The sequence below is a fragment of the Verticiella sediminum genome (assembly GCF_007558815.1).
Taxonomy (GTDB): Bacteria; Pseudomonadota; Gammaproteobacteria; order Burkholderiales; family Burkholderiaceae_B; genus Verticiella; species Verticiella sediminum.
In genome coordinates this window covers 1-22,798 of the sequence record NZ_VLTJ01000039.1, presented here as the reverse complement: position 1 = coordinate 22,798, position 22,798 = coordinate 1, and the positions used below count along the sequence as shown (strand labels likewise).

Genomic DNA, 22,798 nt, shown 5'->3' with positions numbered 1-22,798 from the left:
AAATCGGCATGGGCTCTTGCCGCCCCTACCGCTCCTCGGCAAGCTGTGACGTATCGGCAGTACAGCTCTCGCGCAGGTAACGCAACATGCGCGCGGCCGGCTCGCTCAGCACCGCCGCGTCCCGCACGCAGATGAAGAAACAACGCTCGGCCCACTCGTCGATGAGCGGAACGAGCGTCAGCGACAACGGACGCAAATAGGTACGCACGACATTCTCCGGAACGATGGCCAGACCCAATCCCTCGCGCACCATCCTGCATCGCGCCTCCAGGTTCGCCACCTGGGTCTTCACCGTGGGCGGGCGAGAGATGGTGCTGCCGGCCAATGCCATGAAGGCTTCGAGCGTATGGAGCGGAAAATAGCCGAGGAACTCGTACTCCAGCGCGTCTTCCAGGCGGATGGCCGCTCGCTGCGCCAGCGGATGCCATTGCGGCGTCACCAGGCCGATGCGATCGCGACGGTAGGCGTACGACGTCACGCCGGGATTCGGATGCCTGGCATGGTAGATGCCCATGTCCGCGCGGCCCTCGGACACCATGACCGGGATGTTCTGGCTCAGCGCTTCGATCAGGTCCACGTTCAGGCCGGGATGCTCGCGCGTGAAGCCGCTCATCACATCCGGCAGCCACTGGAGGGTGGTCGATGGATTCGCGGCGAGCCGGATGGTGGCATTGCCGAACTGGTTGTAGGCGCCCAGCGCGTCTTCCGCGACCTGCACGCTGCGCAGGATGGCCTTTGCATGCTGGTACAGCATCAAGCCCGCGGCTGTGGGTCTCACACCGTGCCGGCGCCGCTCCAGCAGCGCCGTCCCGACGCGCGATTCCAGCATCGAGATGCGCTTGCTCGCTGCCGACGCGACCTGGTTTTCCTGTTTGGCAGCCTTGCTGAGGCTGCTTTCCTCGATGGCCAACACCAGCAATTCGAGCGAAGCAATGTCGAGTTGTCGCATGATCGTCCGGCCATCAGGCCGCCATTGGAGTTCGTTGGAATACAGCGGCTTTAAAGATAACGCTGGTCCCCGTCCGATGGCGACATCGTTTCGGTTCCGAAAAGTGCAAAAGGAGGGAGACATCGTGTTGACGCAACGTCTGGCGGAATTCGTCATCGATACCCGGGTCGCCGCGCTGCCCGCGCAGGCATTGCCCGCGGCCAGGGCAGCATTCATCGATACCGTGGGCTGCGCGCTGCTCGGCCTGACGGAGCCGGTCAGCGAGCTGGCCGCACGCTGGGCGGAGGAAAACGGCGCGCGCGGGCGCGTGGCGGTATGGGGACGGACGCTCTCCACCTCGCCCGCGGAAGCGGCCTTCGCCAATGCCATCGCCAGCCACGCGCTGGATTTCGACGACGCGATGCCCACCTTGCGCGGGCATCCCAGTACGACGCTGGTTCCCGCGATTCTCGCGGCCGGCGCCGATGCGGGCGCCAGCGGCGAACATGCCTTGGCGTCCTACGTGCTCGGCCTCGAGGTGGCGGGCAAGCTGGGTGTGGCGGTCGGGGACGGCCATTATTTCCGCGGTTGGCACACGACGGCGACAGTGGGCGTCATGTCGAGCACCGCGGCCGTGGCGCGCCTGTGGCGGCTCGATCCCGACCAACTGCGTACGGCCTGGGGCTTGGCCGCCACGCAGGCAAGCGGACTGGTGCGAAATTTCGGGTCCATGGCCAAGCCTTTTCATGCGGGGCATGCGGCACGCAGCGCGCTGCTCTCGGTCTGGCTGGCGCGCAATGGGTGCACCGCGGAAAGATCGATCTTCGACGTACCCGGCGGGTTCCTGTCGACCTACGCCGGCGAGGGAGCCACTCCGCTGGCCGAATGTATCGAACGCCTTGGCGCCCCTTGGGAAATCGCCGAGCCCGGCATTTACGTCAAGCGCTGGCCGTGTTGCTACGCCAACCATCGGGCGGTGGGCGGACTGCTGCAACTGAAAGAAGAGCACGGCCTGCGAGCCGATGAGATCGAGAGCATCGACATCGGCTTCCTGCCGGGCGGCGACGGCGCCTTGATCAGCTCGAATCCTCACACGGGGCTGGAGGCGAAATTCAGCATCGAATATTGTGCGGCCGCTGCGTTCATCGATGGCACGCTGACAATGAACAGCTTCACCGACGACCAGGTGATGCGCAAGCCCGTGCGTGCGCTCATGAAGAAGGTGCGGCGTCATCGCATCGAGGATTCGAAGGTCTATTCGGGATTGAAGGGGTACACCGACGTGACAGTCCGGACCAGCCGGGGACGGTATCGAATGCGGGTAGACAAGACGCCGGGCTCGCCGGCCTGGCCGCTGACGGACGCCGATCGGAAAGAGAAGTTCCTGGACGGCGCGCGGCGGGCCCTGGGCGATCCGGCGGCCGGCGCATTGTTCGATCAATTGAGCCGGCTCGGCTCGGCAGACGACGGCGGGGGCAGGATTGCGCGAGACCTGGCCTTGCGAAGGTGACCGCGCTCGCGCCGTTGGAACGATGCCTTGACGCGGCCCGGCGGCGAAAAAAAGCCCCGGGGCCTGCCAGCACCGGGGCTTCACACGCGGCTGTGGCGCCGCGTTCGGATGCTTATTGCTCCAGCTTGATGTTCTGCTTTTCGGTGATTTCCTTGGCCCAGTCGTACTGGGTCTTGATCTCCGCGGCGAACTCCTCGGGCGTGTTGCCGGAAGGCGCGGCGCCCTGCTTGGCCAGCGCTTCGATCACGTCGGGCTGCGCCAGCACCTTGACGGCAGCGTCGCGCAGCGTGTTGACCGCTTCCATCGGCGTGCCGGCCGGCGCGAGCAGGCCATACCACACCGGCTGGTTGAGTTCAGGATAGCCCGCCTCGGCCAGCGTCGGGACGTCGGGTAGCTGCTTCAGGCGCTCGGGCCAGGCGATGGCCATGGGCGTGAGGCGGCCCGCTTCGATCTGCGGCATGGAGGACGGCAGGTTGTCGAAGATGATCTGGACCTGGCCAGCCACCGTATCGATCACCGCCGGGCCCGAGCCACGATAGGGCACGTGCACGATATCGGTGTCGGTCGAGCCGCGGAAGGCTTCGCCGAACAGGTGCAGCACGCCGCAGGTGCCTGATGAGCCGTAGGAATACTTGTTCGGGTTCGCCTTGAGTTCCTCGACGAAGCTCTTGAAATCCTTGGCCGGGAACTTCGGATTGACCGCGATCACGTTGGCGGTGTTGGCGAAGTTGGTGACCGGCTGGAAATCCTTGAGCGGATCGTAGGAAAGCTTTTCATAGCAGGCCGGGTTGACGGCCATGGTCGAGACCGTGGCGATCGACAGGGTGTAGCCGTCGGGGGCGGCGCGCGCGGCCTCCGTGGCGCCGATCGAACCGCCCCCGCCACCCTTGTTCTCGATGACGACGGGCTGACCCAACTCCTTGCCCATGCGGTCGCCGACCAGACGGGCGATAATGTCGGTCGAGCCACCGGGCGCGAACGGCACGATCAGGCGGATAGGTTTGTTCGGGTAGCTGCTTTGCGCATGCGCGCCGGCCGTCATGCCCATCATCCCGACCGTGGCAGCCAGCACCAGGCGGCCAAACGTCATCGTGCGTTGAGTCTTCATCATCACTCTTGTTCCTCTGAATATTGGTTGTCAGAACCTGCGCACCGCCTCGTAGGCCGCGCTCGTCTCCGGCAGCGGCCGGCAGGTGTGCCGACCGTGCTTTGCGAGCATAGCAAACCAGCATGTCCATCGCTCTATTAGTTTTCCCCGACTTCCTGCTGCTCGCGCTCGGTCTTGCGCTGCGTCACCGGCTCGGTTTCGACGCCCGGTTCTTCTCCGAAGTCGAACGGCTCGTCTACTACATCCTCTTTCCCGCGCTGCTCTTTCAGACCATCCTCGCCCGCCCGATCGACCTGGGCCAGGCGGCCGACCTGCTGCAGGCCTGCCTGCTCCTGATGGCCGCCGGGGCCGGGCTGTCCTGGCTCGCGCTGGTGCTGCGGCCCGATCCCGTGCGCTTCGCCTCGGTAGTGCAGTGCGGTTTTCGCTTCAACTCCTATCTCGCCCTGGCGCTCGCGCACAGCATGGGCGGCGCGGACGGCGCGGCGGTCATGGCGCTGCTGATCGGCTTCGGCGTGCCCTTGGCCAACTTCCTCGCGGTGTACGCGCTCGCGCGGCACGGCGGCAGCAGCCTGCTCGGCGCCCTGCTGCGCAACCCCTTGTTCGTCACCACCCTGCTCGCCCTGGTCGCGAACTTCTCCGGCCTGGTGCTGCCCGAACCCGTGGACATCTTCCTGCGCCGGCTGGGCGCGGCAGCGCTGGCGCTGGGCCTGATTTGCGTGGGCGCCAGCCTGACCGTGCACTCGGCACGCGGGTCGGAGAAGCTGGTGGGCTGGATGATGGCGGTCAAGCTGCTCGCGCTGCCCCTGGTCGCGGTGCTGATCGGGCGCATCCCGGCCCTCGATCTGTCTCCCCTCGAACAGAACATGCTGCTGCTCTTCGCCGCATTACCGACGGCTTCCAGCGCCTACGTGCTCGCTGCCCGCATGGGCGGCGACGGGCGTCTAGTCGCGCTGCTCATCTCGCTGGGCACGGTGGCCTCGCTGGTCACCATCCCCCTCTGGATGCTACTCATGACCTGATGTCCGACATGACCGATCCCTGCACCCACCGCCTCGAACTACCCGACGAAGCCGCCACGCAAGAGCTGGCGCGCCGCCTCGCCCCCCTGGTCCGCCACGGGGGACGCATCCACCTCACGGGCGACCTGGGCGCCGGCAAGACCACGTTTGCGCGGGCGTTGTTGCGCGAATGCGGCATTCGCGGGCGAATCAAGAGCCCGACCTTCGCCCTTGTTGAAGTTTATGAGGTTTCTAACTTATACTTCTATCACTTTGATTTCTATAGATTTAACGATCCTCGCGAATGGCTGGACGCAGGTTTTCGCGATGCCCTGGCGGCGAAAGACGCCGTGGTACTGATCGAATGGGCTGAAAAAGCCGGGGCAGAACTCCCCCCGCCCGATCTGGAAATCATCCTGGAACCCGCCGGCGACGGCCGCGTGGCGACCCTGACAGCATCGAGCGAGCATGGACAATCATGGCTGAACGCATTGTTCCCCAACGCGCACAAGCCCCCGTCGGCCTAGCGGAACCCGCCGCCCCGGATGGCTCGCCTGCCCCTTTCGAAACCCGCGCCGCGGCCCCGCTCCAGGCTGGCGCCGCCGCCCCCGCCGCAGCACCTGCGCTGCCGGGCATTCCGAGCCGCCGCCGCCTGCTCGCCGCGGCGGCCACGCTGCTCGTCGTGCCGCTGGTGCCCAGGCTCGCCTTCGCCGCCAATATCGTGGCCGTGCGCACCTGGCCGGCGGACGAATACACCCGCGTCACGCTCGAACTGGATCGCGACCTCGGCACCGAGCACTTCACGCTCGCCAATCCCAACCGCCTGGTCGTCGACCTGAAGGGCATCGACATCAGCCCGCAGCTGCGCGATCTGGTGTCCAAGGTCCAGCCCAACGACCCCTACATCGCCAGTGTGCGCGTGGGCCAGAACACGCCCGGCGTCGTGCGCCTGGTGTTCGACCTCAAGCAGCCAATCGTGCCGCAGGTCTTCACGCTCAAGCCGATCGCCGAGTACCAGCACCGCCTGGTGCTCGACCTGTATCCGACGCAGGCGCGCGACCCGCTCATGGCGCTGGTCGGCCCCGAGGACGACCCGCTCGCCCGCGTGATCGAAGAATTGCGCATCGGCACGCCGGAGCACTCCTCGCCCATCGCACCGGCCGCGCCCGGCACGGCGCGCCCGCCATCGCCGCCCGCGCGGCCGAGCGGGCCGCCCGCGGTGGCCCGCGTCGAACCGCCCAGCGACCCGCTGCGCTCGGAATCCACGTCCGAGGCCGTCCTGCGCGCCACGCGCCCGCCCCCTCCGCCCGCGCGCACGCCGTCGCAGCGCGGCCGGGTCATCACCGTGATGATCGACCCTGGCCACGGGGGCGAAGATCCGGGTGCCGTGGGCCCCACCGGGCTGCGCGAAAAGGACGTCGTGCTCGCCATCGGCCAGTTGCTCAAGGAACGCATCGACGCAATGCCCGGCGTGCGCGCGCTCATGACCCGCGACCGCGACTTCTTCGTACCGCTCAACACCCGGGTGCTCAAGGCGCGCCAGGCGCAGGCCGACCTGTTCGTCTCGATCCACGCCGACGCCTTCACGCGCGCGAGCGCCAACGGCTCGTCGGTGTATGCGCTGTCGCAGCGCGGCGCCTCGAGCGCCAGCGCGCGCTTTCTCGCCCAGAAGGAGAACGCGGCCGACCTGATCGGCGGCGTGAACATCGGCTCGCAGGACCAGCTCATCGCCAAGGTCCTGCTCGACCTGTCGACCACCGCCCAGATCACCGATTCGATCAAGCTCGGCGGCGCGGTGCTCGAGCACATCGCGCGCATCAATCGCCTGCACAAGCCGCGGGTCGAGCAGGCCAACTTCGCCGTGCTGCGCTCGCCCGACATTCCCTCGGTCCTGGTCGAGACCGCGTTCATCAGCAACCCGCAGGAAGAACGCCAACTGCGCACGCCGGCCTACCGGGCGCAGATGGCGGCGGCGATCCTGAGCGGCATCCAGGGCTACCTGGCCGCCAATCCGGCCATCGTCAACGTCGCCAGCCGCTGAGGCCGGGGCGCGGCGGCGGGGCGCGACGGCACGCTCCGGCCGGCGGGCGCGGCCTATAATGCCGCTTTGTCCGCCCACCGGCCCGCCACGATGCCGTCTTTGCGCCCGATCGCGCCGCTGCCGGATCTGCTCATCAGCCAGATCGCGGCCGGCGAAGTCATCGACCGCCCCGCCTCGGTCCTCAAGGAACTCGTCGAGAACGCCCTGGACGCCGGCGCGTCCGCCATCGAGATCCGTCTCGAAGGCGGCGGCATCCGCCGCATTGCCGTCACCGACGACGGCTCGGGCATCGTCGCCGAGCAATTGCCGCTCGCGCTCGCGCGGCACGCCACCAGCAAGATCGCCAGCCTCGAGCAGCTCGAATCGGTGGCCTCGATGGGCTTTCGCGGCGAGGCCTTGGCCTCCATCGCGGCGGTGGCCCAGGTGCTCATCACCTCGCGCACCGAAGACGCCGACCATGCCTGGCAGGTGGAAAGCCGCAACGGTCGGGTGGGCCCGGTCGTCCCGGCCTCGGGCCCGACGGGCACCACCGTGGACGTGCGCCAACTGTTCGACCTGGTGCCGGCGCGCCGCAAGTTCCTGAAGACCGAGACCACCGAGTTCGGGCACTGCCTGGACGCGGTCGAGCGCATCGCGCTCGCCTTTCCGCGCGTCGCCTTCCGGCTCTATCACCAGGACCGGCTGCAGCGCCAATGGCTGCCGGGCAGCATGGCGCAACGCATCGCCGCCGTGCTGGGCGACGGGTTTCTCGACGAGGGCCTGCTCATCGAGCGCGCGGCGGGCGCCATCGCCCTGCGCGGCGTCATCTGCCGGCCCACCGCGTCGCGCGCCCGCGCCGATCGGCAATACCTTTACGTGAACGGACGCTTCGTGCGCGACCGCACGGTCGGCCACGCCGTGCGCAGCGCCTACGCCGACGTGCTGCACGGCGATCGCCAGCCGGCCTTCGTCCTGTTCCTGGACGTGGACCCGACCGCGGTGGATGTCAACGTCCACCCGGCCAAGCATGAAGTGCGCTTTCGCGACAGCGGCGCGGTACACCGCTACGTGCACGCCGCCGCGCGCGACGTCATCGCCGTGCCGGCCGGGCAGGCCGGCGGCCTGCCGGACGGCGGCGCGCAGGCTGCCGCGGGGGCGACCCATGTCCCCGCGCCGCCCGCCGGCGGACTCGCGCCGCCCGCTGCATCGCCCGCCTACCGTCCGCCCACGCAAATGCCGTTCAGCCTGCGCGAACCGACCCGGGCACCCGACTACCTGGGCCAGATGGCCTTCTATCGCCCGCTGCCGACGGCGCAACCGATGGGCGATGCCGCCTCGCCTCAGGCCCGGCCCGGCGCGGCCTCGACCGCGGCTCCCGCCCTGCCCCGCACGCCGGACGCGCTGCCGCTGGGCATGGCCCTGGGCCAGTTGCACGGCATCTACATCCTGGCGCAGAACGCCCATGGCCTGGTGCTGGTCGACATGCACGCTGCGCACGAGCGCATCGTCTATGAACAGCTCAAGACAGCGCTGGATGCCAAGTCCGTCCCGCGCCAGCCCATGCTCGTCCCAGTGGTCTTCTCCGCCCACGAAAAGGAAGTCGCTCTGGTCGAGGAACACGCCGACGCCCTCGACGAGCTCGGCTTCGAGATCCGTGGCGCGGGCCCCGCGGCGCTTGCGGTGCGGGCGGTTCCGGCGGCCCTGGCGCAGGCCGACATCGAACAGCTCGCGCGTGAAGTGCTGCACGATCTGGCCGAAGCCGGCGTATCCCAGCTACTGACCCAGGCGCGCAACGAGCTGCTGGCCACCATGGCCTGCCACGGCGCGGTACGCGCCAACCGCCAGCTCACGCTGGCCGAGATGAACGCCCTGCTGCGCCAGATGGAAACCACCGAGAACGCCGACCAGTGCAATCATGGCCGGCCCACCTGGGTTCAGTTGACCATTTCGGACCTGGACAAGCTGTTCCTGCGCGGCCGATGAAAACCCCCGTGATCCTGCTGATGGGCCCGACGGCGGCCGGCAAGAGCGCGGCCACGCTGGCCGTCGCCGAGCGCTGGCCGGTCGAGATCGTCAACGTGGATTCGGCCACCATCTACCGCGGCATGGACGTGGGCACCGCCAAGCCGGGCGCCGAGGAGCGCGCGCGCGTGCCCCAGCATCTGCTCGACATCGTGGACCCGGCCGAGACCTATTCCGCCGCCCGCTTCCGGGCGGATGCGCTGGCCCTGATCGCCGCCATCCGGGATCGTGGCCGCACGCCCGTGCTCGCCGGCGGGACGATGATGTACTACAAGGCCCTGCAGGAAGGGCTGGCCGAACTGCCCGAGGCCGACGCCACGCTGCGCATCGAACTCGAGGCGCGCGCCGCGCGCGAAGGCTGGCCGGCGTTGCATGCCGAACTGGCCCGCCTGGACGCGCCCACGGCCGCGCGGCTCGCGCCCAACGACAGCCAGCGCATCCAGCGGGCGCTCGAAGTCTGCCTGCTGAGCGGCCAGCCGATGAGCGAGCTGCTTGCCGCCAGCCAGGCCGGACGCGCCGGCGACACCGCCGGCCTGGACTTTCACGCCATCAGTCTGGAGCCCGGCGAGCGCGCCGGGCTGCATGCACGCATCGCGCGCCGCTACGACCTCATGCTCGAACAGGGCCTGCTCGCCGAAGTCGCCGCCCTGCGCGAGCGCGGCGACCTGCACCCGGGGCTGCCGTCCATCCGCTGCGTGGGCTACCGGCAGACGTGGTCGCACCTGGCGGGCGAATGCAGCCTCGCCCAGGCGCGTGAGCAAGCCATCGCCGCCACCCGCCAGTTGGCCAAGCGCCAGATCACCTGGCTGCGCGCGCGCCCCGAACGGCGCATCGTGGATTGCCTGCGCACCGACGCGGCGGCAGGCGTGGTCGACACCGTGGCCTCGATATACTCGGCGACGAATCTGCCCGATAACCCCGACACGTGCGGCGGCTGAAGCCGCTGCAGAACGACATCGCGGACATGCAAGGTGAGTAGCGTGCTGCTGAACGGCTATGCCGGGCAAGTGTTCGAGGCCCATGATGAAAACCGCTGAACGGCTCGCCGCGCACTCCGGCCGGCGCGCCATGCCGGCCGGCATCTGGGCGCTGGGCTTCGTCTCGATGCTGATGGACATCTCCTCGGAGATGATCCACGCCCTGCTGCCGATCTACATGGTGACCGTGCTCGGCACGTCGGTGCTCGCCGTGGGGCTGATCGAGGGCATCGCGGAGGCCACGGCGTCGGTGGTCAAGGTGTTCTCCGGCTCGCTCAGCGACCGCCTCGGCAAGCGCAAGCTGCTGGCGGTGGTGGGCTACGGCCTGGGGGCCGCCACCAAGCCGGTGTTTCCGCTGGCCGGCACGCTGGGGTGGCTGGTCGGCGCGCGGTTCATCGACCGCGTGGGCAAGGGCATCCGCGGGGCTCCCCGCGATGCGCTGGTGGCCGACATCACGCCGCCCGAGCTGCGCGGTGCCGCCTACGGCCTGCGCCAGACGCTGGACACGATCGGCGCGTTCATGGGGCCATTGCTGGCGATGGGCCTGATGTGGCTCACCGCCAGCCACTTCCAGACCGTATTCTGGATCGCCGTCGTGCCGGCCTTTCTGGCCGTGGCCGTGCTGGTGATCTTCGTGCGCGAGCCGGCGCGCCCGGCTGCCGCCCGGCCGCGCGCTCCTTTGAGCCTCAGCACGATGGCGCGCCTGGGCGCCGGCTACTGGGGGGTGGTGGCCGTCGGCGTGGTGTTCACGCTGGCGCGTTTCAGTGAAGCCTTCCTGCTCCTGCGCGCCGGTGAAGCCGGCCTGGCGCCGATGTGGGCGCCCCTCGTACTCGTCCTGATGGCGATCGCGTTCTCGCTGTCCGCCTATCCGGCAGGCGTGTTGTCGGATCGCGTCAGCCGGATGTCCGTGCTGGCCGTCGGCCTGTGCTTGCTCATCGCGGCCGACCTGGCCCTGGCCTTCATGCCGGGTCTGGGCGGGCTCGCGCTGGGCGTCGCTCTGTGGGGGCTGCACATGGGCTTTACGCAAGGCCTGTTCGGTGCGTTGATCGCCGACAGCGCGCCGGCCGAACTGCGCGGCACGGCCTTCGGCGTCTTTCACCTGCTCACTGGCCTGGCGCTGCTGCTGGCCAGCGTGCTCGCCGGCGCCCTGTGGGACACCGTCGGCTATCGCGGCACCTTCGTCTGCGGCGCCGGCATCGCCGCCGTCACGCTGATGGGCCTGATGGTGCTCAAGAAACGCCGCTCGCTCAGCCAGGCGGCGCACAGCAGGTAGCACCGACACGCCCCATCGCCTTCGCTGCGCATCAGCCTGCCGACCGCTGCTGCGCAGCGAGTGGAGCGCAGCCCATCGAATCGCCCGCCGGGCTCACTCGCTCGCCGGCGCTTGCGCCATCTCGGCGCAGGCCTGGCGCAACGCCTGCGCGAACAACTGCTGCTCCTGGTATTGCGCGCCGCGCTTGCGCTGGAACAGCGCGATCGGCGGCAAGGTCCAGCCGAAGCGATGGCGCACGATGGCCACGCCCGCGATACGCACCAGTTCTGCCGCCACGTCGGCCGGCACGATCGACACCGCTCGCTCGTTCGCAGCCACCAGCTCGCCGATGACCTTGGCCGACAGGCTTTCGACGAAAGGCGGTGGAGGCTCGACGCCGGCACGCAGAAAGAAATCGGTGACCTGCTCGCGCATCGGCGTCTGCCGCGCGCCGAGCACCCAGTCGAGGCCGGTCAGCTCGCCCCAGGCCAGGGGCTTGCGGCCGAGCCTGGCGGCGAGGCGTCGATGCGCGATCAAGCGCGGCTCCTGCCGATACAGCACGGTATGCTTGAGCCCCGTCATGTCGAGGATGGCGGAAGCGCGGCCGATGACACAGTCCAGCTCGTGATCGCGCAGCCGCGCCAGCAGACGGTCGCTGGTGTTCTCGTGCAGCGTGACCGTGATGCGCTGCCCGCCTGGCCGGGTACCGTCGATGGCCCGGGCCAGCATGCGTCCCGGCAGAAAGGGAATCACGCCCACGTGCAGGTGTGCGGCGCGCTCGTGCCCCAGCGCCTCGATGTCCTGCGCCCAGTGGTCCAGGTCGGCCAACAGGGCCTGCGCGCGCGCCAGCACGAGCTCGCCGAGCGCCGTCGGTTCCATGCCGCGAGGCGAGCGAATGAACAAGGGCGCGCCGAACAATCCCTCCAGCTCCGCCAGCGTCTGCGTGACTGCCGGCTGGCTGGTCGCCATGCGTTCGGCCACGCGCGTCAAGGAGCGCTGTTCGCCGATGGCCAGCAGCAGCATCAGGTGCTTCATCTTCAGGCGCGCGATCATGCGGCGGGCCAACGTCGTCGAAGCAGCCGGTGGAGACGGCGGTGTGGACATGCAGCCTCATAAGAAAATCAATATGATGAGATAACAATATACGATATTCTGCTTATGCCATTGTCCGACACTTGCCGACGCCTCCCGTGGCCTGCGGGAGCGCGCAAGACAAGAGACATGCGAGGACGGCAATGGAATCGGTCTATCTCGTCGCGGCCCTGGGCGCAGCGGTGGCAGGCTTCGTGCAGGGGCTTTCGGGATTTGCTTTCGGCATGGTGGCCATGTCGTTCTGGGCCTGGGCGCTGGAACCTCGCCTGGCGGCCGCGCTGGCGGTATTCGGCGCGCTGGTGGGGCAGATCGTGGCGGCCGTCAGCGTGCGGCGCGGCCTCGACCTGAAGCGCTTGCTGCCCTTCGTGCTGGGCGGCCTGGCGGGCATACCGCTGGGCGTCATGCTGCTGCCGCACCTGGACATGACGTGGTTCAAGGCGATCCTGGGCGGTCTGCTGGTGCTCTGGTGCCCCGCGATGCTGTGGTCCGGACATCTGCCGGCGATCCCGGCCGGTGGCCGGGTGGCCGACGGCGCGGTCGGGCTGGCCGGCGGCGTGCTGGGCGGCATCGGCGGCTTCACCGGCACGCTGCCCACGCTGTGGTGCACGCTGCGCGGCTATCCCAAGGACACGCAACGCAGCGTGATCCAGAACTTCAACTTGTCCATGCTGCTGGTGACGATGGCCACCTACCTGGCCACGGGCATCGTGACCCGCGACATGCTGCCATTGTTCGCCGTCGTGGCGCCCGCCATGCTGGTGCCCACGCTGCTCGGAGCCCGGCTCTACGCGCGCATCAGCGAAGCGCGTTTTCGCCAGGTGGTGCTGGGCCTGCTGACGGCGTCCGGCGCGACTCTGCTGGCGTCTTCCGTGCCTCGGCTGATCGAGCGCATGGCCTGAGTGCGGAGCGCGCCGGCCGGGCGCCTTGCCCGCCGGCCGTGCCGGCATCCACAGCCGCTCAGAAGGTCAAGCCGGCGTCTGTCACGATCCTGCTCCAGCTCGCCAGATCGTGCTCGATGATCTCCTTGAACTCTTCGGGTGTCTTCTGCGGGGGCGCCGCGAAGTTGAGGTTCGTCATCAATTCGCGCATTTTCTCGGAGCCCTGGATCTTGTTGATCTCCAGGTTCAGACGTTTGACGATGTCGGGGTCGGTGCCAGCCGGCGCAAAGATCCCGAACCAGCCCACTTGATCGAACGCGAAGCCCGATTCGGCCAGCGTCGGAACGTCCGGCAATTGCGGAGCACGCTCATCGCCACTGATCGCAAGGGCACGGACCTTTCCCGCGCGAACGAACGGAATCAGCGCACTGGGATCCGTCCAACCCACGTTGAGTACACCCGACGCCAATTCGGTCAGCATCTGTGTGGTGCTCCGATAGGCGACATGAGGCACCTGCATGCCGGTCTCGCCTTTCAGCCATTCCATCATCAGATGCCCGGTCGACCCGTTGCCCCAGGAGCCATAGCTGAATTGGCCGGGGTCGGCCTTCATCAGTCCGACCAGCTCGTCCAGGCTCTTCGCCGGAACCTCCGAACCGACCACAAGAAAGACGCCCCCCGCGGCGGTTTTCGCGACCGGCACGAGATCCTTGGTTACGTCAAAGGGCACGGATTCTCCGACGGACGGCCAGACGACCGTGCTCGATGCGGTCGAATACAGCAGCGTATAGCCGTCGTTCGGCGCTCTGGTCACGGCTTGGATACCAATCGTACCGCTGGCGCCGGGCCGGTTATCCACGATCACGGGCTTTCCGAGCGCCGTGGAGAGTGGCGTCGCCAGGGCGCGCGCCAGCGCATCCGGCCCGGAGCCCGCCGACGACGATACGATCATGGTGATCGGCTGCTCAGGCCAGGTATCGGCCGCGTGGGCCGTCTGCAATGTGGCCGAGCCGAAAAGCATCGCCACTTTGAGAATGGACGCCGCGACTTTGTGGGTACCCGATGTCATCAATTGTCTCCTTAACCCGCAAGCCTCATCACCGCTGTCCGACGGCCAGGTCATTCCGGTGATACTTGCATCCGCAAGAGGTCCCCACGGCGCGCCCCTCGGCGAGCGCGGCACCCCTCACGCAAACGCCGAAGGCTTAGTCCGGCTTGCGCAGGAAGCCTTGATTGCCACCCTTGGGGTTGGGCGCGAAGCCGTTGGCCTGCAGCGTCTCTTGCACGGTGTCGTAGAACACGCCGATCTTGCAGATCTCGCGGGCTTGCTGCGCAGTGGCGATGGGACGGCCGAATTCGCCGGCGATGCGCACCAATTGCCGGATCTGCTCGACAGAGGTCATCTTGCCCGAGCGGTCCTGCTTCCAGAGCACGTCCTCGATACCGCAGCGCACGTGCAGCCCGAGAGCCATGCCGATCATATTGATGGGCAGCACATTCAGCACCGAACTTTCCACCGTGACCACAGCGCCATCGGGAACGGCGCGCAGCATATTGGCCAAGTTGAAGATGTTCGCCTGGTCCATGCCGCCACTGATGGCCACCCAGTTCATCACCAGCGGACCCTTGTAGACGCCGCGGCGCATCATGCGCTCGATCGTCTCGAAGCTATTGATGTTGTAGACCTGGAACTCGCTCTGGATGCCGGCAGCCGTCAGGCGACGGATGTGTTCCTCGACGAAGCTGGGATTCGAGGGAACGATCATGTCCTTGTAGGTCTTGTACAAGTGGGGAAAGCCGCGCGACACGCCATTGAAATCGTCTATGCCGGCATGTTCCGTCACGTTCATCTGAGTGGTGTTGACCGTCACCGTCACCTGGTCGGGCTTCGGATCGAGTTCAGCCAACATGTGACGCGTATCGTCGGACAGCCACTTGGCTTCGCCTTCCTCGCCCTCCGGAGCGAAGCTGATGGAACCCCCTACCTGGATGATCATGTCAGGCACGGCTTTGCGCACGCCGGCGATGAGCTCATTGAACATGGACAGGCGCTTGCTGCCCTTGCCGTCCGGTTCACGCACGTGCAAGTGCAGCACGGTGGCGCCGGCCTCGTAGCAATCCACGGCCTTCTGGATTTGCTCTTCCATGGTGATCGGAATGTCTTCCGGGAAGTCCGCAGGAATCCAGCCTGGCGCGTAGGGAGCCGCGGTAATGACGAGAGGCTGTTGGTTCTCGGGATACAAGTGCCCGTCGAGGAAATTCATGGCGATAGGTCTCCAGGTTGAAGAGGGTGGGAGGCGAGTTACTCGGCCTTGTAATCGATTGATTTCAGCAGGGCCTCCTGCTCCTGGTAGGCCTCATGCAGATCCGCAGTGAGCTGATCGCTCGTCATCTCGTCACCAGGCTCCATTCCCAGCGCCTTGATGCGGCTCACGGAGGCGGGTTGCTTCAGATACGCCAGGGTGGCGTCACGCACTTTCTGCTGAATATCCGCCGGCACGTCAGGCTGCGTCCATACGGCAAACCAGCCCGCTTTGGATAGCTGCGGATACCCCAGTTCCTTGAAGGTAGGCACATCCGGCAATTCACCGATCCGTGTCGGATAGCTGACGGCGATCGGCGTGATTTTCCCGCTCTTGATGAGCGGCAGCGACGTGGTGATGCCGTCGAACATCAACGGGAACCGGCCGCCGACCAAGTCGACCAGGGCCTGCGGCGACCCCTTGTAGCCGATATAGTGCATCTCCATGTGCGTGAGCTGGCCCAGCAATATGCCGGAGGTGTGCCCTCTCAGTCCGGTTGCATACGACGCGAAATTGACGCCGTCCTTTTGCTCCTGGCCGTACTTCACCACGTCTTGCAGCGTGTTCAGATTCAGGTCTTTGTTGGCGACCAGAACCAGCCCCGTATGGCTCAATTTGACCAAGGGCTTCATATCGTCAAAAGGCTGGTAATCCACCTTGTAGGCCAAGGGCATCTCGCTGACCGCGCCGCTCTGGATGACCAGGAAGGTATAGCCATCCTTGCCATTGACCATCAGCTCCCGTATCGCGATACCCCCCGATGCGCCGGGCTTGGACTCCACGATCACCGGTTGGCCAAGCTCTTTGTGCAAGCCCTCGGCCAGCACGCGAGTCAACGCGTCGGCAGTACCGCCCGGGGTGCCCGCCACCAGCAGGCGGATGGGCTTGTTCGGCCAGGTGGTATCGGCCAGCGCCACGGATCCGGGGATGAGGGCGCTCAGCGCGGCCGCCATCAGGCACGCAAGCGATTTTCTTTTATTCAGCTTCTGCAATCTGTCTCTCCTGGTCTCTGCTCTTGGAGTTCCGGTGACCGCCCGATCGTGTCGATGGCATCGGTCGACAAACTTCTTATGCATGAAGTTTGAGCGCCCCGCGGGCTATACGCTTTCCATTACGCGACACCGATTTTGCAGTTCATGCCACCGATGGACACAAGCCCGAACGCCCCAGGCAGGCTCGAGGCTGCGGATGCGATGCAGGTGCCCGCCAGTCCCACCTTGCCCCAGCGCCTTCAGCGGCCAGCGGTCCATGGGTGCTGCAGCGATTCCTGGATTTGATGGTTCTTTTGCGTGGGCAGCGCGTGAGCACGTCACTCAGGCACGCGGGCGGATCCGGCGCTCGACCCGGTTGCTGTCGATCGGTGCATGCCCATCGTCGGGGTAGCGTGCGAGCACGCCGGGCGCGGTGCCCGCGCCGATAGATCGCCCACGCTGGGCAAACGGATCAATATGGACTTGCTTGTGGTGCGGCTCCCGCCGCCAGCCTGCCCCTGCAGCGAGTACGCCGTGCTCAGGCCGAGGGCCGGTCAGGCCGTTTTACGGGCATGCGTCCGCCGGCTTGATTCCGGCTCCGGATCGAGCGTCCGAATGGCAGCGTCTCTTGCTTCGTCCAGGCGTGAAGACGCAAGGGAAATGAGCTGTTCGACGTCACGCTGGGTTGTGGCCATTTGCAGTTCATGCCAGGCTTGGCAGGATGTCTGGATCGCCTGCGGCGCAGCCACGAATCCCAGCCGGACATAACGCATCGTTCGCAAGGAAATGGAATGCAGGATATCGACGAGGAGTCGATTGCGGCACAGACTGACCACCGCGAAATTCAGAAGGAAACTTTCCACGGTATAGGCGTCTGCCGACTCATTGGCCGCCTTCGCCAGTTTGGGCATATGCGCGATCAGCAATGCCTCGAGTTCGACCGGGCTTGCACGCGCCACCTCTTCGAGCATGGTGAGGTACAGGACACTGCGCACGCGAAAGATGTCGCGAAGTTCATCCTCGTCAGGCGCCGTAACGATGGCACCACGCCGGGGCTGGAACTCGACGAGGCGGTCGCGCTCCAGTATGTGCAGGGCCTCGCGCACAGGAGCCCGACTCACGCGCAGCACCTCGCTGATGTCCTTTTCCAATAGGCGCTGCCCCGCTTTCACCAGGTCGAGCGTAATGACGGCCGCCAGCCGGACGGCAATCTGCTCGGCAATCGGCGCCGAAGTGTACGCCCACTCCCGACCGCGCAGCACCGCCCGCTCGACAGCCAGCATCAATGCATTCTTGGGCGTAAGCAGTGTGGAAAGATCCGGAATGTTCTCGGTTTTATTTCGAGCCATGACGCAACATGAAGTCCATTTCTTGTCGAGCTTCACAATTCGACACTACTGGCTCCGAATTGGCATATCGAGAAATCCGCGGCACATCCTCAGTAAGGAACATCCCCTTCGATTCCGGCGCGTTCCATCCTGCGAGGAGCCGGCCAGTAATCCATGACCGCGTAGTGCTGAGTCGAACGGTTGTCCCAGATCGCAACACTGTTGGGCTTCCAACGGAAGCGCACCTGATACTCGGGAATGGATGCCTGGCTCTGCAAATAGTTTAGCAGCAGGCCCGCGCCGGGCGTCTTGTCCAGGCCATGGCGCACATTCTCGGTCGTATGGTAGTTGACGAAATGCGTCGTGAAGCTGGCGACATAGAGAATCTTCTCGCCGGTCTCCGGGTGCGTGCGCACGACGGGGTGCTCCACCTCGGGATGCTGCGCCGCGAGCCTCCGACGCTCTTCCGGATCCATGACCGCGCCGAACGAATGCTCGATGCTGCTTTTCGCTCGCAACCCCTCGATGCGCTTCTTGATGTCATCGGGCAATTGCCGGTAAGCCTCGACCATGTTCACCCATATGGTGTCGCCGCCGACCTCGGGACACTCGATACAGCGCAGCACGGCACCCATGGACGGGTTTGGCCGCCAGAGTCCGTCGGTGTGGTAGTTGTTCTCGTACGGGTTCTTTGCCTCCGACCGATAGATCTGCACCAGGCCGGGATGCGCCGGATCGCTTCCCGCAACCGGATGCGCCTCCAGATCCCCGAACCTGTGCGCAAAGGCGACATGCTCGGCCCGTGTGATGTCCTGATCCCGAAAGAACAGGACGCGATGTTGGAGCAGCAGCGCCTTGATGTCGTCAAAGAGCCCCGCATCCCGGGATGCGTCGCCCAAGCTCACACCGGACACCTCGGCGCCGATGCAGGCGGTCAGCCGATCCACTTTCATCATGATAGATATCTCCTGGTCTTTGGCGGGCGACACACCCGTCGCCGGGCTCTGGTCACGCACCACGCTGCTGCGATGCCGCAGCACGCCCTCGTTCCTCCACGTGGTAGAAGACGATATCAAACTACTTTATTTATGTCGACATAAATAATATCATGCTGACCGATGCGGGTCGGATCGGTTGTGGGACACGGCCTGCACGCCTCGTCGGCCGGGCGAGGCGGCTTCCAGCATGAGCGGGCTCGGCACGAAAAGTCATGATTTGCAAACCTCATGGCATGCAAAGCAAAGCGCAATTTCGGGCCTAGCCAAATGATGTGAGCCATCGTCGCGGGTCGGGCAGACACGAGTCCAGCGCAACACGAGAGCCGGCGGACAGCAGCCAATTCGCGCGACTTTTCACCAGACAAGAGACAACATGACGACAGCAGTCACATTCCATGAAACCGGCGGGCCCGAGGTATTGCGTTTTGAACAGGTTGAGGTCGGGGCGCCGGGGCCGGGCGAGGTGCGTCTGCGCCACGTGGCCGTCGGCTTGAACTTTGCCGACACCTACTTTCGCCAGGGCATCTACCCGGTTCCGCTTCCCAGCGGCATCGGCAATGAGGCGTCCGGAGTGATCGAAGCCGTCGGCCCCGGCGTGACCCATCTGTCGGTTGGCGAGCGCGTGACCTACACGGGCTTCACCAACACACTGGGCGCCTACAGCACCGAACGGCTGATCGCCGCGGACTTGCTGATCAAATTGCCCGAGGCCATCAGTTGCGACACCGCCGCAGCGATGACCATGCGCGGCTTGTCCGCCGCCTATCTATGCCGAAAGATCTACCCGTTCCAGCGTGGTGAGACCCTGTTGCTGCATGCTGCAGCCGGTGGTGTGGGCCTCATCGTGTGCCAGTGGGCCAAGCTTCTGGGCCTCAATGTGATCGGAACCGTCTCTACCGAGGCCAAGGCCGAAATAGCGCGCGCCCACGGTTGCGACCATATCGTCTACTACACCCGCGAAGACGTCGCCAAGCGTGTGCGCGAAATCACCGACGGCGCGGGCGTTTCAGTGGTGTTCGACAGCGTGGGCAAAGATACTTTCATGGCCTCGCTGGATTCGCTCAAACGCCGCGGCCTGCTGGTATGCGTAGGCACCGCCTCCGGGAAAATCCCGCCGTTCGACCCCGCGATCCTCGCCCGCAAAGGTTCTGCCTATATCACCCGCCCCGGTCTGGCCGACTACATCGCCGATCCGCAGGAAAAGGCGCAATTGGTCGATGAGCTGTTCGGCCATGTGTCGGCAGGCCGCATACGCATCGAAATCAATCAGAAGTACGCCTTGCAGGACGCAGTGCAGGCGCACCGGGACCTGCAAGCCCGAAAGACCACGGGCTCTTCGATTTTCGTGATTTGAGTTTCGCCCTTGTCGGCAAATCCGGGCCCGCCGGAAGGCCCCACCCCGCAAGAGACGCAGCTCCCGCCAATACGTTTACGGATTTGGATTCAGTGACCGCTACTTCGTCTCCAACGATATTGTTCGTTCCCGGCCTGCGGGATCATGTCGAGGATCATTGGCAAACGCTTCTTGCGGCCAAGCTGCGCAATACCCGAACAGTGCCGCCGCTGGAACACGACAAACTGAGCTGTGCGGCCAGGGTCGAGGCGCTCGATGACGCACTGGCCGGTATCACTGGACCGGTTGTCCTGGTGTCACACAGCGCCGGGGTGATGATCACGGTGCACTGGGCGCAAAAGCACCAGCGTGAGATCAAAGGCGCTCTGCTCGCAGCGCCCCCGGACTTCGAAGCGCCCCTGCCCGCCGGCTATCCGACGATGGAGGCTCTGCGCGATAACGGCTGGATGCCCATACCCATGTCGCGCCTGCCATTCCCGTCCATTGTGGCGGCCAGCACGAACGACCCTCTTGCCCGCATCGAACGCGTCAGAGCAATGGCGGAATCCTGGGGCAGTCGCCTGATCGATGTCGGAGCGGTGGGCCATCTCAACCCGGCTTCGGGATTTGGCGAATGGCCGCGTGCGGCGGAATTGCTTGAAGAACTGCGTTAAGCCGCTCCCTCTCATGAGCGCACTGCCGTTTACGGCCGGGCACAGGCGGGCGATTCTACGCCGGCGTACGCTGCGTATAAGCGGGCGGACGGCGGGCAGCGACAAGTGCGGCACGGCTATCCTTGGCGCTGCAACCGAATTGCGTGTGATACCAGCGAGAGAATACGCTGGGCGCGGAGAACCCAAGCAAAGTCGCCACCTCGGTCAAGGGACGATCGCTCTCGATGACATGGCGCGTGGCGAGTTCCTTGCGAATTTCGTTCACGACGGACGAGAAACTCTGCCCCTGCTCCGCCAACCGGCGCTGTACGGTACGGGTTACCACCCCCAGGTGTCCGGCCACCTGCTCAATGCCGCAACGCCCGCTGGGCAACAGCAGCAGGATCGTACGCCGCACGTCTTCGAGTATCGTTGCCTGCGGCGACACCACGGATTTGTCCAGCAACTGCTGCGCGTAGCGCACCATTGCCGGGTCGGCAGAACTGTTGCGCGTATCGAGATCGGCTTTCGTACAGACGATGCAATTGTAGTCGGCGTCGAACTCGATGCTACGGCCAAAAAAACGAAGGTGCATACTCGTGTCGCGCGGCGCCGAATGCTCGAAGCAGACGCGCCGTGGTTGCCAATCGGGGGCCAGGAGCTGGCGTATCATGCGCACCATGACGCCAAGTGCCAGCTCGACCCGCTGGCGTGTGTATTGATTGGCCTTGCTGGCAATCCCCGCCTCGCGAAGGACGACAAGATCGCCATACTCCTCGATGGCCAGCGATAATGCGCCGTTGAGCAGCGCCTGATAACGCATCAGTACCTGAAGCGAGTCGCGCAGCGTCGTCTGGTCGCGGATCAACAGCCCCACCGCCCCGAGGTTGGACAGAAAGCGCGTTTCGGCCATGCGCAGCCCGAAGTTCTCGTTGCTCGACATAACGGCGGACATATGCAGCAGCTTGCCGACATGCTCGACCGTAATCATGAGGTCGGGTTCGCGCAGTACGCTCGGACTCAATCCGACGTCATAAAGCATGCGCACCGGGTCGAGTCCCACCGCACGAGCAACCTCGCTGTAGTTGGTCAGGCTCGCAGCACGGACAAGTGACGACATACCGGTAACCGTGATAGTTGAAGCACGACGAGGATCTTAGCCGTTGATCATAGGTTTCTGTCATGAAATGTCAAGTGAAAGCGATCTCCGCTGGTTGGAGCCGACCCCGCTTTCTTGGCTCGTACGGATGCCGGAATACCGGGCGCCTGCCGATGATATATTTGTTGGTACCTTTCTCCGCCGATGGCCGCTGCCCCCCGTCTTTGGCCCGCGGCTTCTTCTTTTGCCGGTATTTGACCATGCCCACCCGACTGCGCTCTTCCAGTCGCTCAGGCTATCGCGAGGACAACGATGAAAGCCATTCAACTCCAACATCCCGGTGGCCTGGACCACCTTCGTCTCGTCGAGCTACCCTCTCCCGGCGCGCCCAAGGCGGGCGAGATCCAGGTGCGCGTCCACGCCAGTTCGCTCAACTACCACGATCTGGGCGTCGTGACGGGCCACGCCCGCGCGGAGGATGGCCGCATTCCCATGGCCGACGGTGCGGGCGTGGTGACCGCCGTGGGCCCGGACGTGACGGAGTTCGCCGTGGGCGATAACGTGGTGTCGTGCTTTTTCCCGCATTGGCAGGCGGGCCGCGCCGTGCCCAGCACTTTCCAGACGGTTCCCGGCGATGGCGTGGACGGCTTTGCCCGTGAACGGGTCAACATGCCTGTCCAGGCATTTACCGCCGCGCCCAAGGGCTACTCGCACGAAGAGGCCGCCACGCTGACCACGGCCGGCCTTACCGCCTGGCGCGCGCTGGTGGTGGACGGCCGTATTCAAGCGGGAGACACGGTGCTGGTGCTGGGCACGGGCGGGGTCTCCATCTTTGCGCTGCAAATGGCCAAATCCATGGGCGCGCGGGTCATTGCCACAACCTCGTCCGACGCCAAGCAGGCACGCCTGCTGGCCCTTGGCGCCGATCAGGTCGTCAACTACAAGGACCAGCCCGAATGGGGCGACGTGGTGCTGGCGGCGACGGGCGGCCGTGGCGTCGACATCGTGGTGGAGGTGGGCGGCCCCGGCACGTTGCCCCAGTCGATCCGCGCCTGCGCTGCCGGCGGCCATATTGCCCTGATCGGGGTGCTCACGGGCTTTGCCGGCAGCATCCCCACCGTTGAGATGATGCGCAAGCAGCAAACCTTGCGCGGCCTGATCGTCGGCAGCCGCGAACACCAGCAGGATATGGTGCGGGCGCTGGAAAACTTCCGTTGGCGCCCCGTTATCGACAGCAGCTATCCGTTGGAACAGATGGCCGAGGCATTTGCGCACCAGAAAACCGCGAAGCACTTTGGCAAGATATGCCTGCGCTATTGAAGCGCGGG

20 protein-coding genes are annotated in these 22,798 nt (G+C 65.8%); 11 read left to right on the top strand and 9 right to left on the bottom strand.

Features of this window, described 5'->3' with window-relative positions:
* Positions 1 to 25 precede the first annotated feature (25 nt).
* Positions 26 to 949 (bottom strand): LysR substrate-binding domain-containing protein, encoded by a 924-nt coding sequence (locus FOZ76_RS19540; RefSeq protein ID WP_143949962.1) that lies wholly within the window; start codon positions 947 to 949, stop codon positions 26 to 28.
* On the opposite strand from FOZ76_RS19540, the gene FOZ76_RS19535 reads away from it, so the two are divergent.
* On the top strand, positions 948 to 2,438 hold the full coding sequence (locus FOZ76_RS19535; RefSeq protein ID WP_170235541.1) for an MmgE/PrpD family protein: 1,491 nt from the start codon (positions 948 to 950) through the stop codon (positions 2,436 to 2,438). The genes FOZ76_RS19540 and FOZ76_RS19535 overlap by 2 nt on opposite strands.
* A gap of 112 nt (positions 2,439 to 2,550) precedes the next feature.
* Here the strand turns inward: FOZ76_RS19535 and FOZ76_RS19530 are convergent, their stop codons facing one another.
* Positions 2,551 to 3,489, bottom strand: a complete 939-nt coding sequence (locus FOZ76_RS19530) for a tripartite tricarboxylate transporter substrate binding protein BugE (RefSeq protein WP_246129723.1) — start codon at positions 3,487 to 3,489, stop codon at positions 2,551 to 2,553.
* A 179-nt stretch (positions 3,490 to 3,668) separates the two neighbouring features.
* Here FOZ76_RS19530 and FOZ76_RS19525 point away from each other — a divergent pair, with 179 nt between their 5' ends.
* From FOZ76_RS19525 to FOZ76_RS19500, 6 genes are all read left to right on the top strand, one after another.
* Positions 3,669 to 4,565, top strand: coding sequence for an AEC family transporter (locus tag FOZ76_RS19525; protein ID WP_143949959.1), 897 nt, complete (start codon positions 3,669 to 3,671; stop codon positions 4,563 to 4,565).
* An 8-nt stretch (positions 4,566 to 4,573) separates the two neighbouring features.
* The gene (gene tsaE / locus FOZ76_RS19520; protein ID WP_143950663.1) at positions 4,574 to 5,071 is read left to right on the top strand and encodes a tRNA (adenosine(37)-N6)-threonylcarbamoyltransferase complex ATPase subunit type 1 TsaE; all 498 of its coding nucleotides are present in this window, start codon (positions 4,574 to 4,576) and stop codon (positions 5,069 to 5,071) included.
* Positions 5,023 to 6,585 (top strand): N-acetylmuramoyl-L-alanine amidase, encoded by a 1,563-nt coding sequence (locus tag FOZ76_RS19515; protein ID WP_143949958.1) that lies wholly within the window; start codon positions 5,023 to 5,025, stop codon positions 6,583 to 6,585. Before tsaE ends, FOZ76_RS19515 begins: the two co-directional genes overlap by 49 nt.
* A gap of 90 nt (positions 6,586 to 6,675) precedes the next feature.
* Positions 6,676 to 8,547, top strand: a complete 1,872-nt coding sequence (mutL, locus tag FOZ76_RS19510; protein WP_143949957.1) for a DNA mismatch repair endonuclease MutL — start codon at positions 6,676 to 6,678, stop codon at positions 8,545 to 8,547.
* Positions 8,544 to 9,524: a tRNA (adenosine(37)-N6)-dimethylallyltransferase MiaA gene (gene miaA / locus FOZ76_RS19505; protein WP_143949956.1), complete on the top strand. Its 981-nt coding sequence runs from the start codon at positions 8,544 to 8,546 to the stop codon at positions 9,522 to 9,524. The genes mutL and miaA overlap by 4 nt, the downstream gene beginning before the upstream one ends.
* An 82-nt stretch (positions 9,525 to 9,606) precedes the next feature.
* Positions 9,607 to 10,836 (top strand): MFS transporter, encoded by a 1,230-nt coding sequence (locus tag FOZ76_RS19500; RefSeq protein WP_211366330.1) that lies wholly within the window; start codon positions 9,607 to 9,609, stop codon positions 10,834 to 10,836.
* A gap of 93 nt (positions 10,837 to 10,929) precedes the next feature.
* Here the strand turns inward: FOZ76_RS19500 and FOZ76_RS19495 are convergent, their stop codons facing one another.
* Positions 10,930 to 11,919, bottom strand: coding sequence for a LysR family transcriptional regulator (locus FOZ76_RS19495; protein WP_143949955.1), 990 nt, complete (start codon positions 11,917 to 11,919; stop codon positions 10,930 to 10,932).
* A gap of 131 nt (positions 11,920 to 12,050) precedes the next feature.
* Here FOZ76_RS19495 and FOZ76_RS19490 point away from each other — a divergent pair, with 131 nt between their 5' ends.
* Positions 12,051 to 12,806 (top strand): sulfite exporter TauE/SafE family protein, encoded by a 756-nt coding sequence (locus FOZ76_RS19490; protein WP_143949954.1) that lies wholly within the window; start codon positions 12,051 to 12,053, stop codon positions 12,804 to 12,806.
* Between the two features lie 58 nt (positions 12,807 to 12,864).
* On the opposite strand, the gene FOZ76_RS19485 is transcribed toward FOZ76_RS19490, so the two are convergent.
* From FOZ76_RS19485 to FOZ76_RS19465, 5 genes are all read right to left on the bottom strand, one after another.
* Positions 12,865 to 13,854: a Bug family tripartite tricarboxylate transporter substrate binding protein gene (locus tag FOZ76_RS19485; protein WP_246129647.1), complete on the bottom strand. Its 990-nt coding sequence runs from the start codon at positions 13,852 to 13,854 to the stop codon at positions 12,865 to 12,867.
* A gap of 136 nt (positions 13,855 to 13,990) precedes the next feature.
* Positions 13,991 to 15,049, bottom strand: coding sequence for a beta-keto acid cleavage family enzyme (locus FOZ76_RS19480; RefSeq protein WP_143949953.1), 1,059 nt, complete (start codon positions 15,047 to 15,049; stop codon positions 13,991 to 13,993).
* A 38-nt stretch (positions 15,050 to 15,087) separates the two neighbouring features.
* Positions 15,088 to 16,041, bottom strand: coding sequence for a Bug family tripartite tricarboxylate transporter substrate binding protein (locus FOZ76_RS19475; RefSeq protein WP_143950660.1), 954 nt, complete (start codon positions 16,039 to 16,041; stop codon positions 15,088 to 15,090).
* A 572-nt stretch (positions 16,042 to 16,613) separates the two neighbouring features.
* Positions 16,614 to 17,444 (bottom strand): GntR family transcriptional regulator, encoded by an 831-nt coding sequence (locus FOZ76_RS19470; protein ID WP_246129646.1) that lies wholly within the window; start codon positions 17,442 to 17,444, stop codon positions 16,614 to 16,616.
* A 53-nt stretch (positions 17,445 to 17,497) separates the two neighbouring features.
* On the bottom strand, positions 17,498 to 18,340 hold the full coding sequence (locus FOZ76_RS19465) for a TauD/TfdA dioxygenase family protein (RefSeq protein ID WP_143950658.1): 843 nt from the start codon (positions 18,338 to 18,340) through the stop codon (positions 17,498 to 17,500).
* Between the two features lie 418 nt (positions 18,341 to 18,758).
* On the opposite strand from FOZ76_RS19465, the gene FOZ76_RS19460 reads away from it, so the two are divergent.
* Together FOZ76_RS19460 and FOZ76_RS19455 are read left to right on the top strand one after the other, a co-directional pair.
* Complete coding sequence (locus FOZ76_RS19460; protein ID WP_143949952.1) at positions 18,759 to 19,739, top strand: quinone oxidoreductase family protein; 981 nt, start codon at positions 18,759 to 18,761, stop codon at positions 19,737 to 19,739.
* Between the two features lie 92 nt (positions 19,740 to 19,831).
* Positions 19,832 to 20,392, top strand: coding sequence for an RBBP9/YdeN family alpha/beta hydrolase (locus FOZ76_RS19455; RefSeq protein WP_143949951.1), 561 nt, complete (start codon positions 19,832 to 19,834; stop codon positions 20,390 to 20,392).
* A gap of 55 nt (positions 20,393 to 20,447) precedes the next feature.
* On the opposite strand, the gene FOZ76_RS19450 is transcribed toward FOZ76_RS19455, so the two are convergent.
* Positions 20,448 to 21,491 (bottom strand): AraC family transcriptional regulator, encoded by a 1,044-nt coding sequence (locus FOZ76_RS19450; protein ID WP_143949950.1) that lies wholly within the window; start codon positions 21,489 to 21,491, stop codon positions 20,448 to 20,450.
* A gap of 291 nt (positions 21,492 to 21,782) precedes the next feature.
* Between FOZ76_RS19450 and FOZ76_RS19445 the strand changes: the two genes are divergently transcribed.
* Positions 21,783 to 22,790: a zinc-dependent alcohol dehydrogenase family protein gene (locus tag FOZ76_RS19445; RefSeq protein WP_143949949.1), complete on the top strand. Its 1,008-nt coding sequence runs from the start codon at positions 21,783 to 21,785 to the stop codon at positions 22,788 to 22,790.
* Positions 22,791 to 22,798 lie beyond the last annotated feature (8 nt).

Coding starts and splice junctions, on each gene's coding strand:
- FOZ76_RS19495 (WP_143949955.1), bottom strand. CDS start 11,919: ATGTCCACACCGCCGTCTCCACCGGCTGCTTCGACGACGTTGGCCCGC.
- FOZ76_RS19460 (WP_143949952.1), top strand. CDS start 18,759: ATGACGACAGCAGTCACATTCCATGAAACCGGCGGGCCCGAGGTATTG.
- FOZ76_RS19525 (WP_143949959.1), top strand. CDS start 3,669: ATGTCCATCGCTCTATTAGTTTTCCCCGACTTCCTGCTGCTCGCGCTC.
- FOZ76_RS19515 (WP_143949958.1), top strand. CDS start 5,023: ATGGCTGAACGCATTGTTCCCCAACGCGCACAAGCCCCCGTCGGCCTA.
- FOZ76_RS19530 (WP_246129723.1), bottom strand. CDS start 3,489: ATGATGGGCATGACGGCCGGCGCGCATGCGCAAAGCAGCTACCCGAAC.
- miaA (WP_143949956.1), top strand. CDS start 8,544: ATGAAAACCCCCGTGATCCTGCTGATGGGCCCGACGGCGGCCGGCAAG.
- mutL (WP_143949957.1), top strand. CDS start 6,676: ATGCCGTCTTTGCGCCCGATCGCGCCGCTGCCGGATCTGCTCATCAGC.
- tsaE (WP_143950663.1), top strand. CDS start 4,574: ATGACCGATCCCTGCACCCACCGCCTCGAACTACCCGACGAAGCCGCC.
- FOZ76_RS19540 (WP_143949962.1), bottom strand. CDS start 949: ATGCGACAACTCGACATTGCTTCGCTCGAATTGCTGGTGTTGGCCATC.
- FOZ76_RS19445 (WP_143949949.1), top strand. CDS start 21,783: ATGAAAGCCATTCAACTCCAACATCCCGGTGGCCTGGACCACCTTCGT.
- FOZ76_RS19450 (WP_143949950.1), bottom strand. CDS start 21,491: ATGTCGTCACTTGTCCGTGCTGCGAGCCTGACCAACTACAGCGAGGTT.
- FOZ76_RS19535 (WP_170235541.1), top strand. CDS start 948: ATGATCGTCCGGCCATCAGGCCGCCATTGGAGTTCGTTGGAATACAGC.
- FOZ76_RS19485 (WP_246129647.1), bottom strand. CDS start 13,854: ATGACATCGGGTACCCACAAAGTCGCGGCGTCCATTCTCAAAGTGGCG.
- FOZ76_RS19480 (WP_143949953.1), bottom strand. CDS start 15,049: ATGAATTTCCTCGACGGGCACTTGTATCCCGAGAACCAACAGCCTCTC.
- FOZ76_RS19465 (WP_143950658.1), bottom strand. CDS start 18,340: ATGAAAGTGGATCGGCTGACCGCCTGCATCGGCGCCGAGGTGTCCGGT.
- FOZ76_RS19475 (WP_143950660.1), bottom strand. CDS start 16,041: ATGGCGGCCGCGCTGAGCGCCCTCATCCCCGGATCCGTGGCGCTGGCC.
- FOZ76_RS19490 (WP_143949954.1), top strand. CDS start 12,051: ATGGAATCGGTCTATCTCGTCGCGGCCCTGGGCGCAGCGGTGGCAGGC.
- FOZ76_RS19500 (WP_211366330.1), top strand. CDS start 9,607: ATGATGAAAACCGCTGAACGGCTCGCCGCGCACTCCGGCCGGCGCGCC.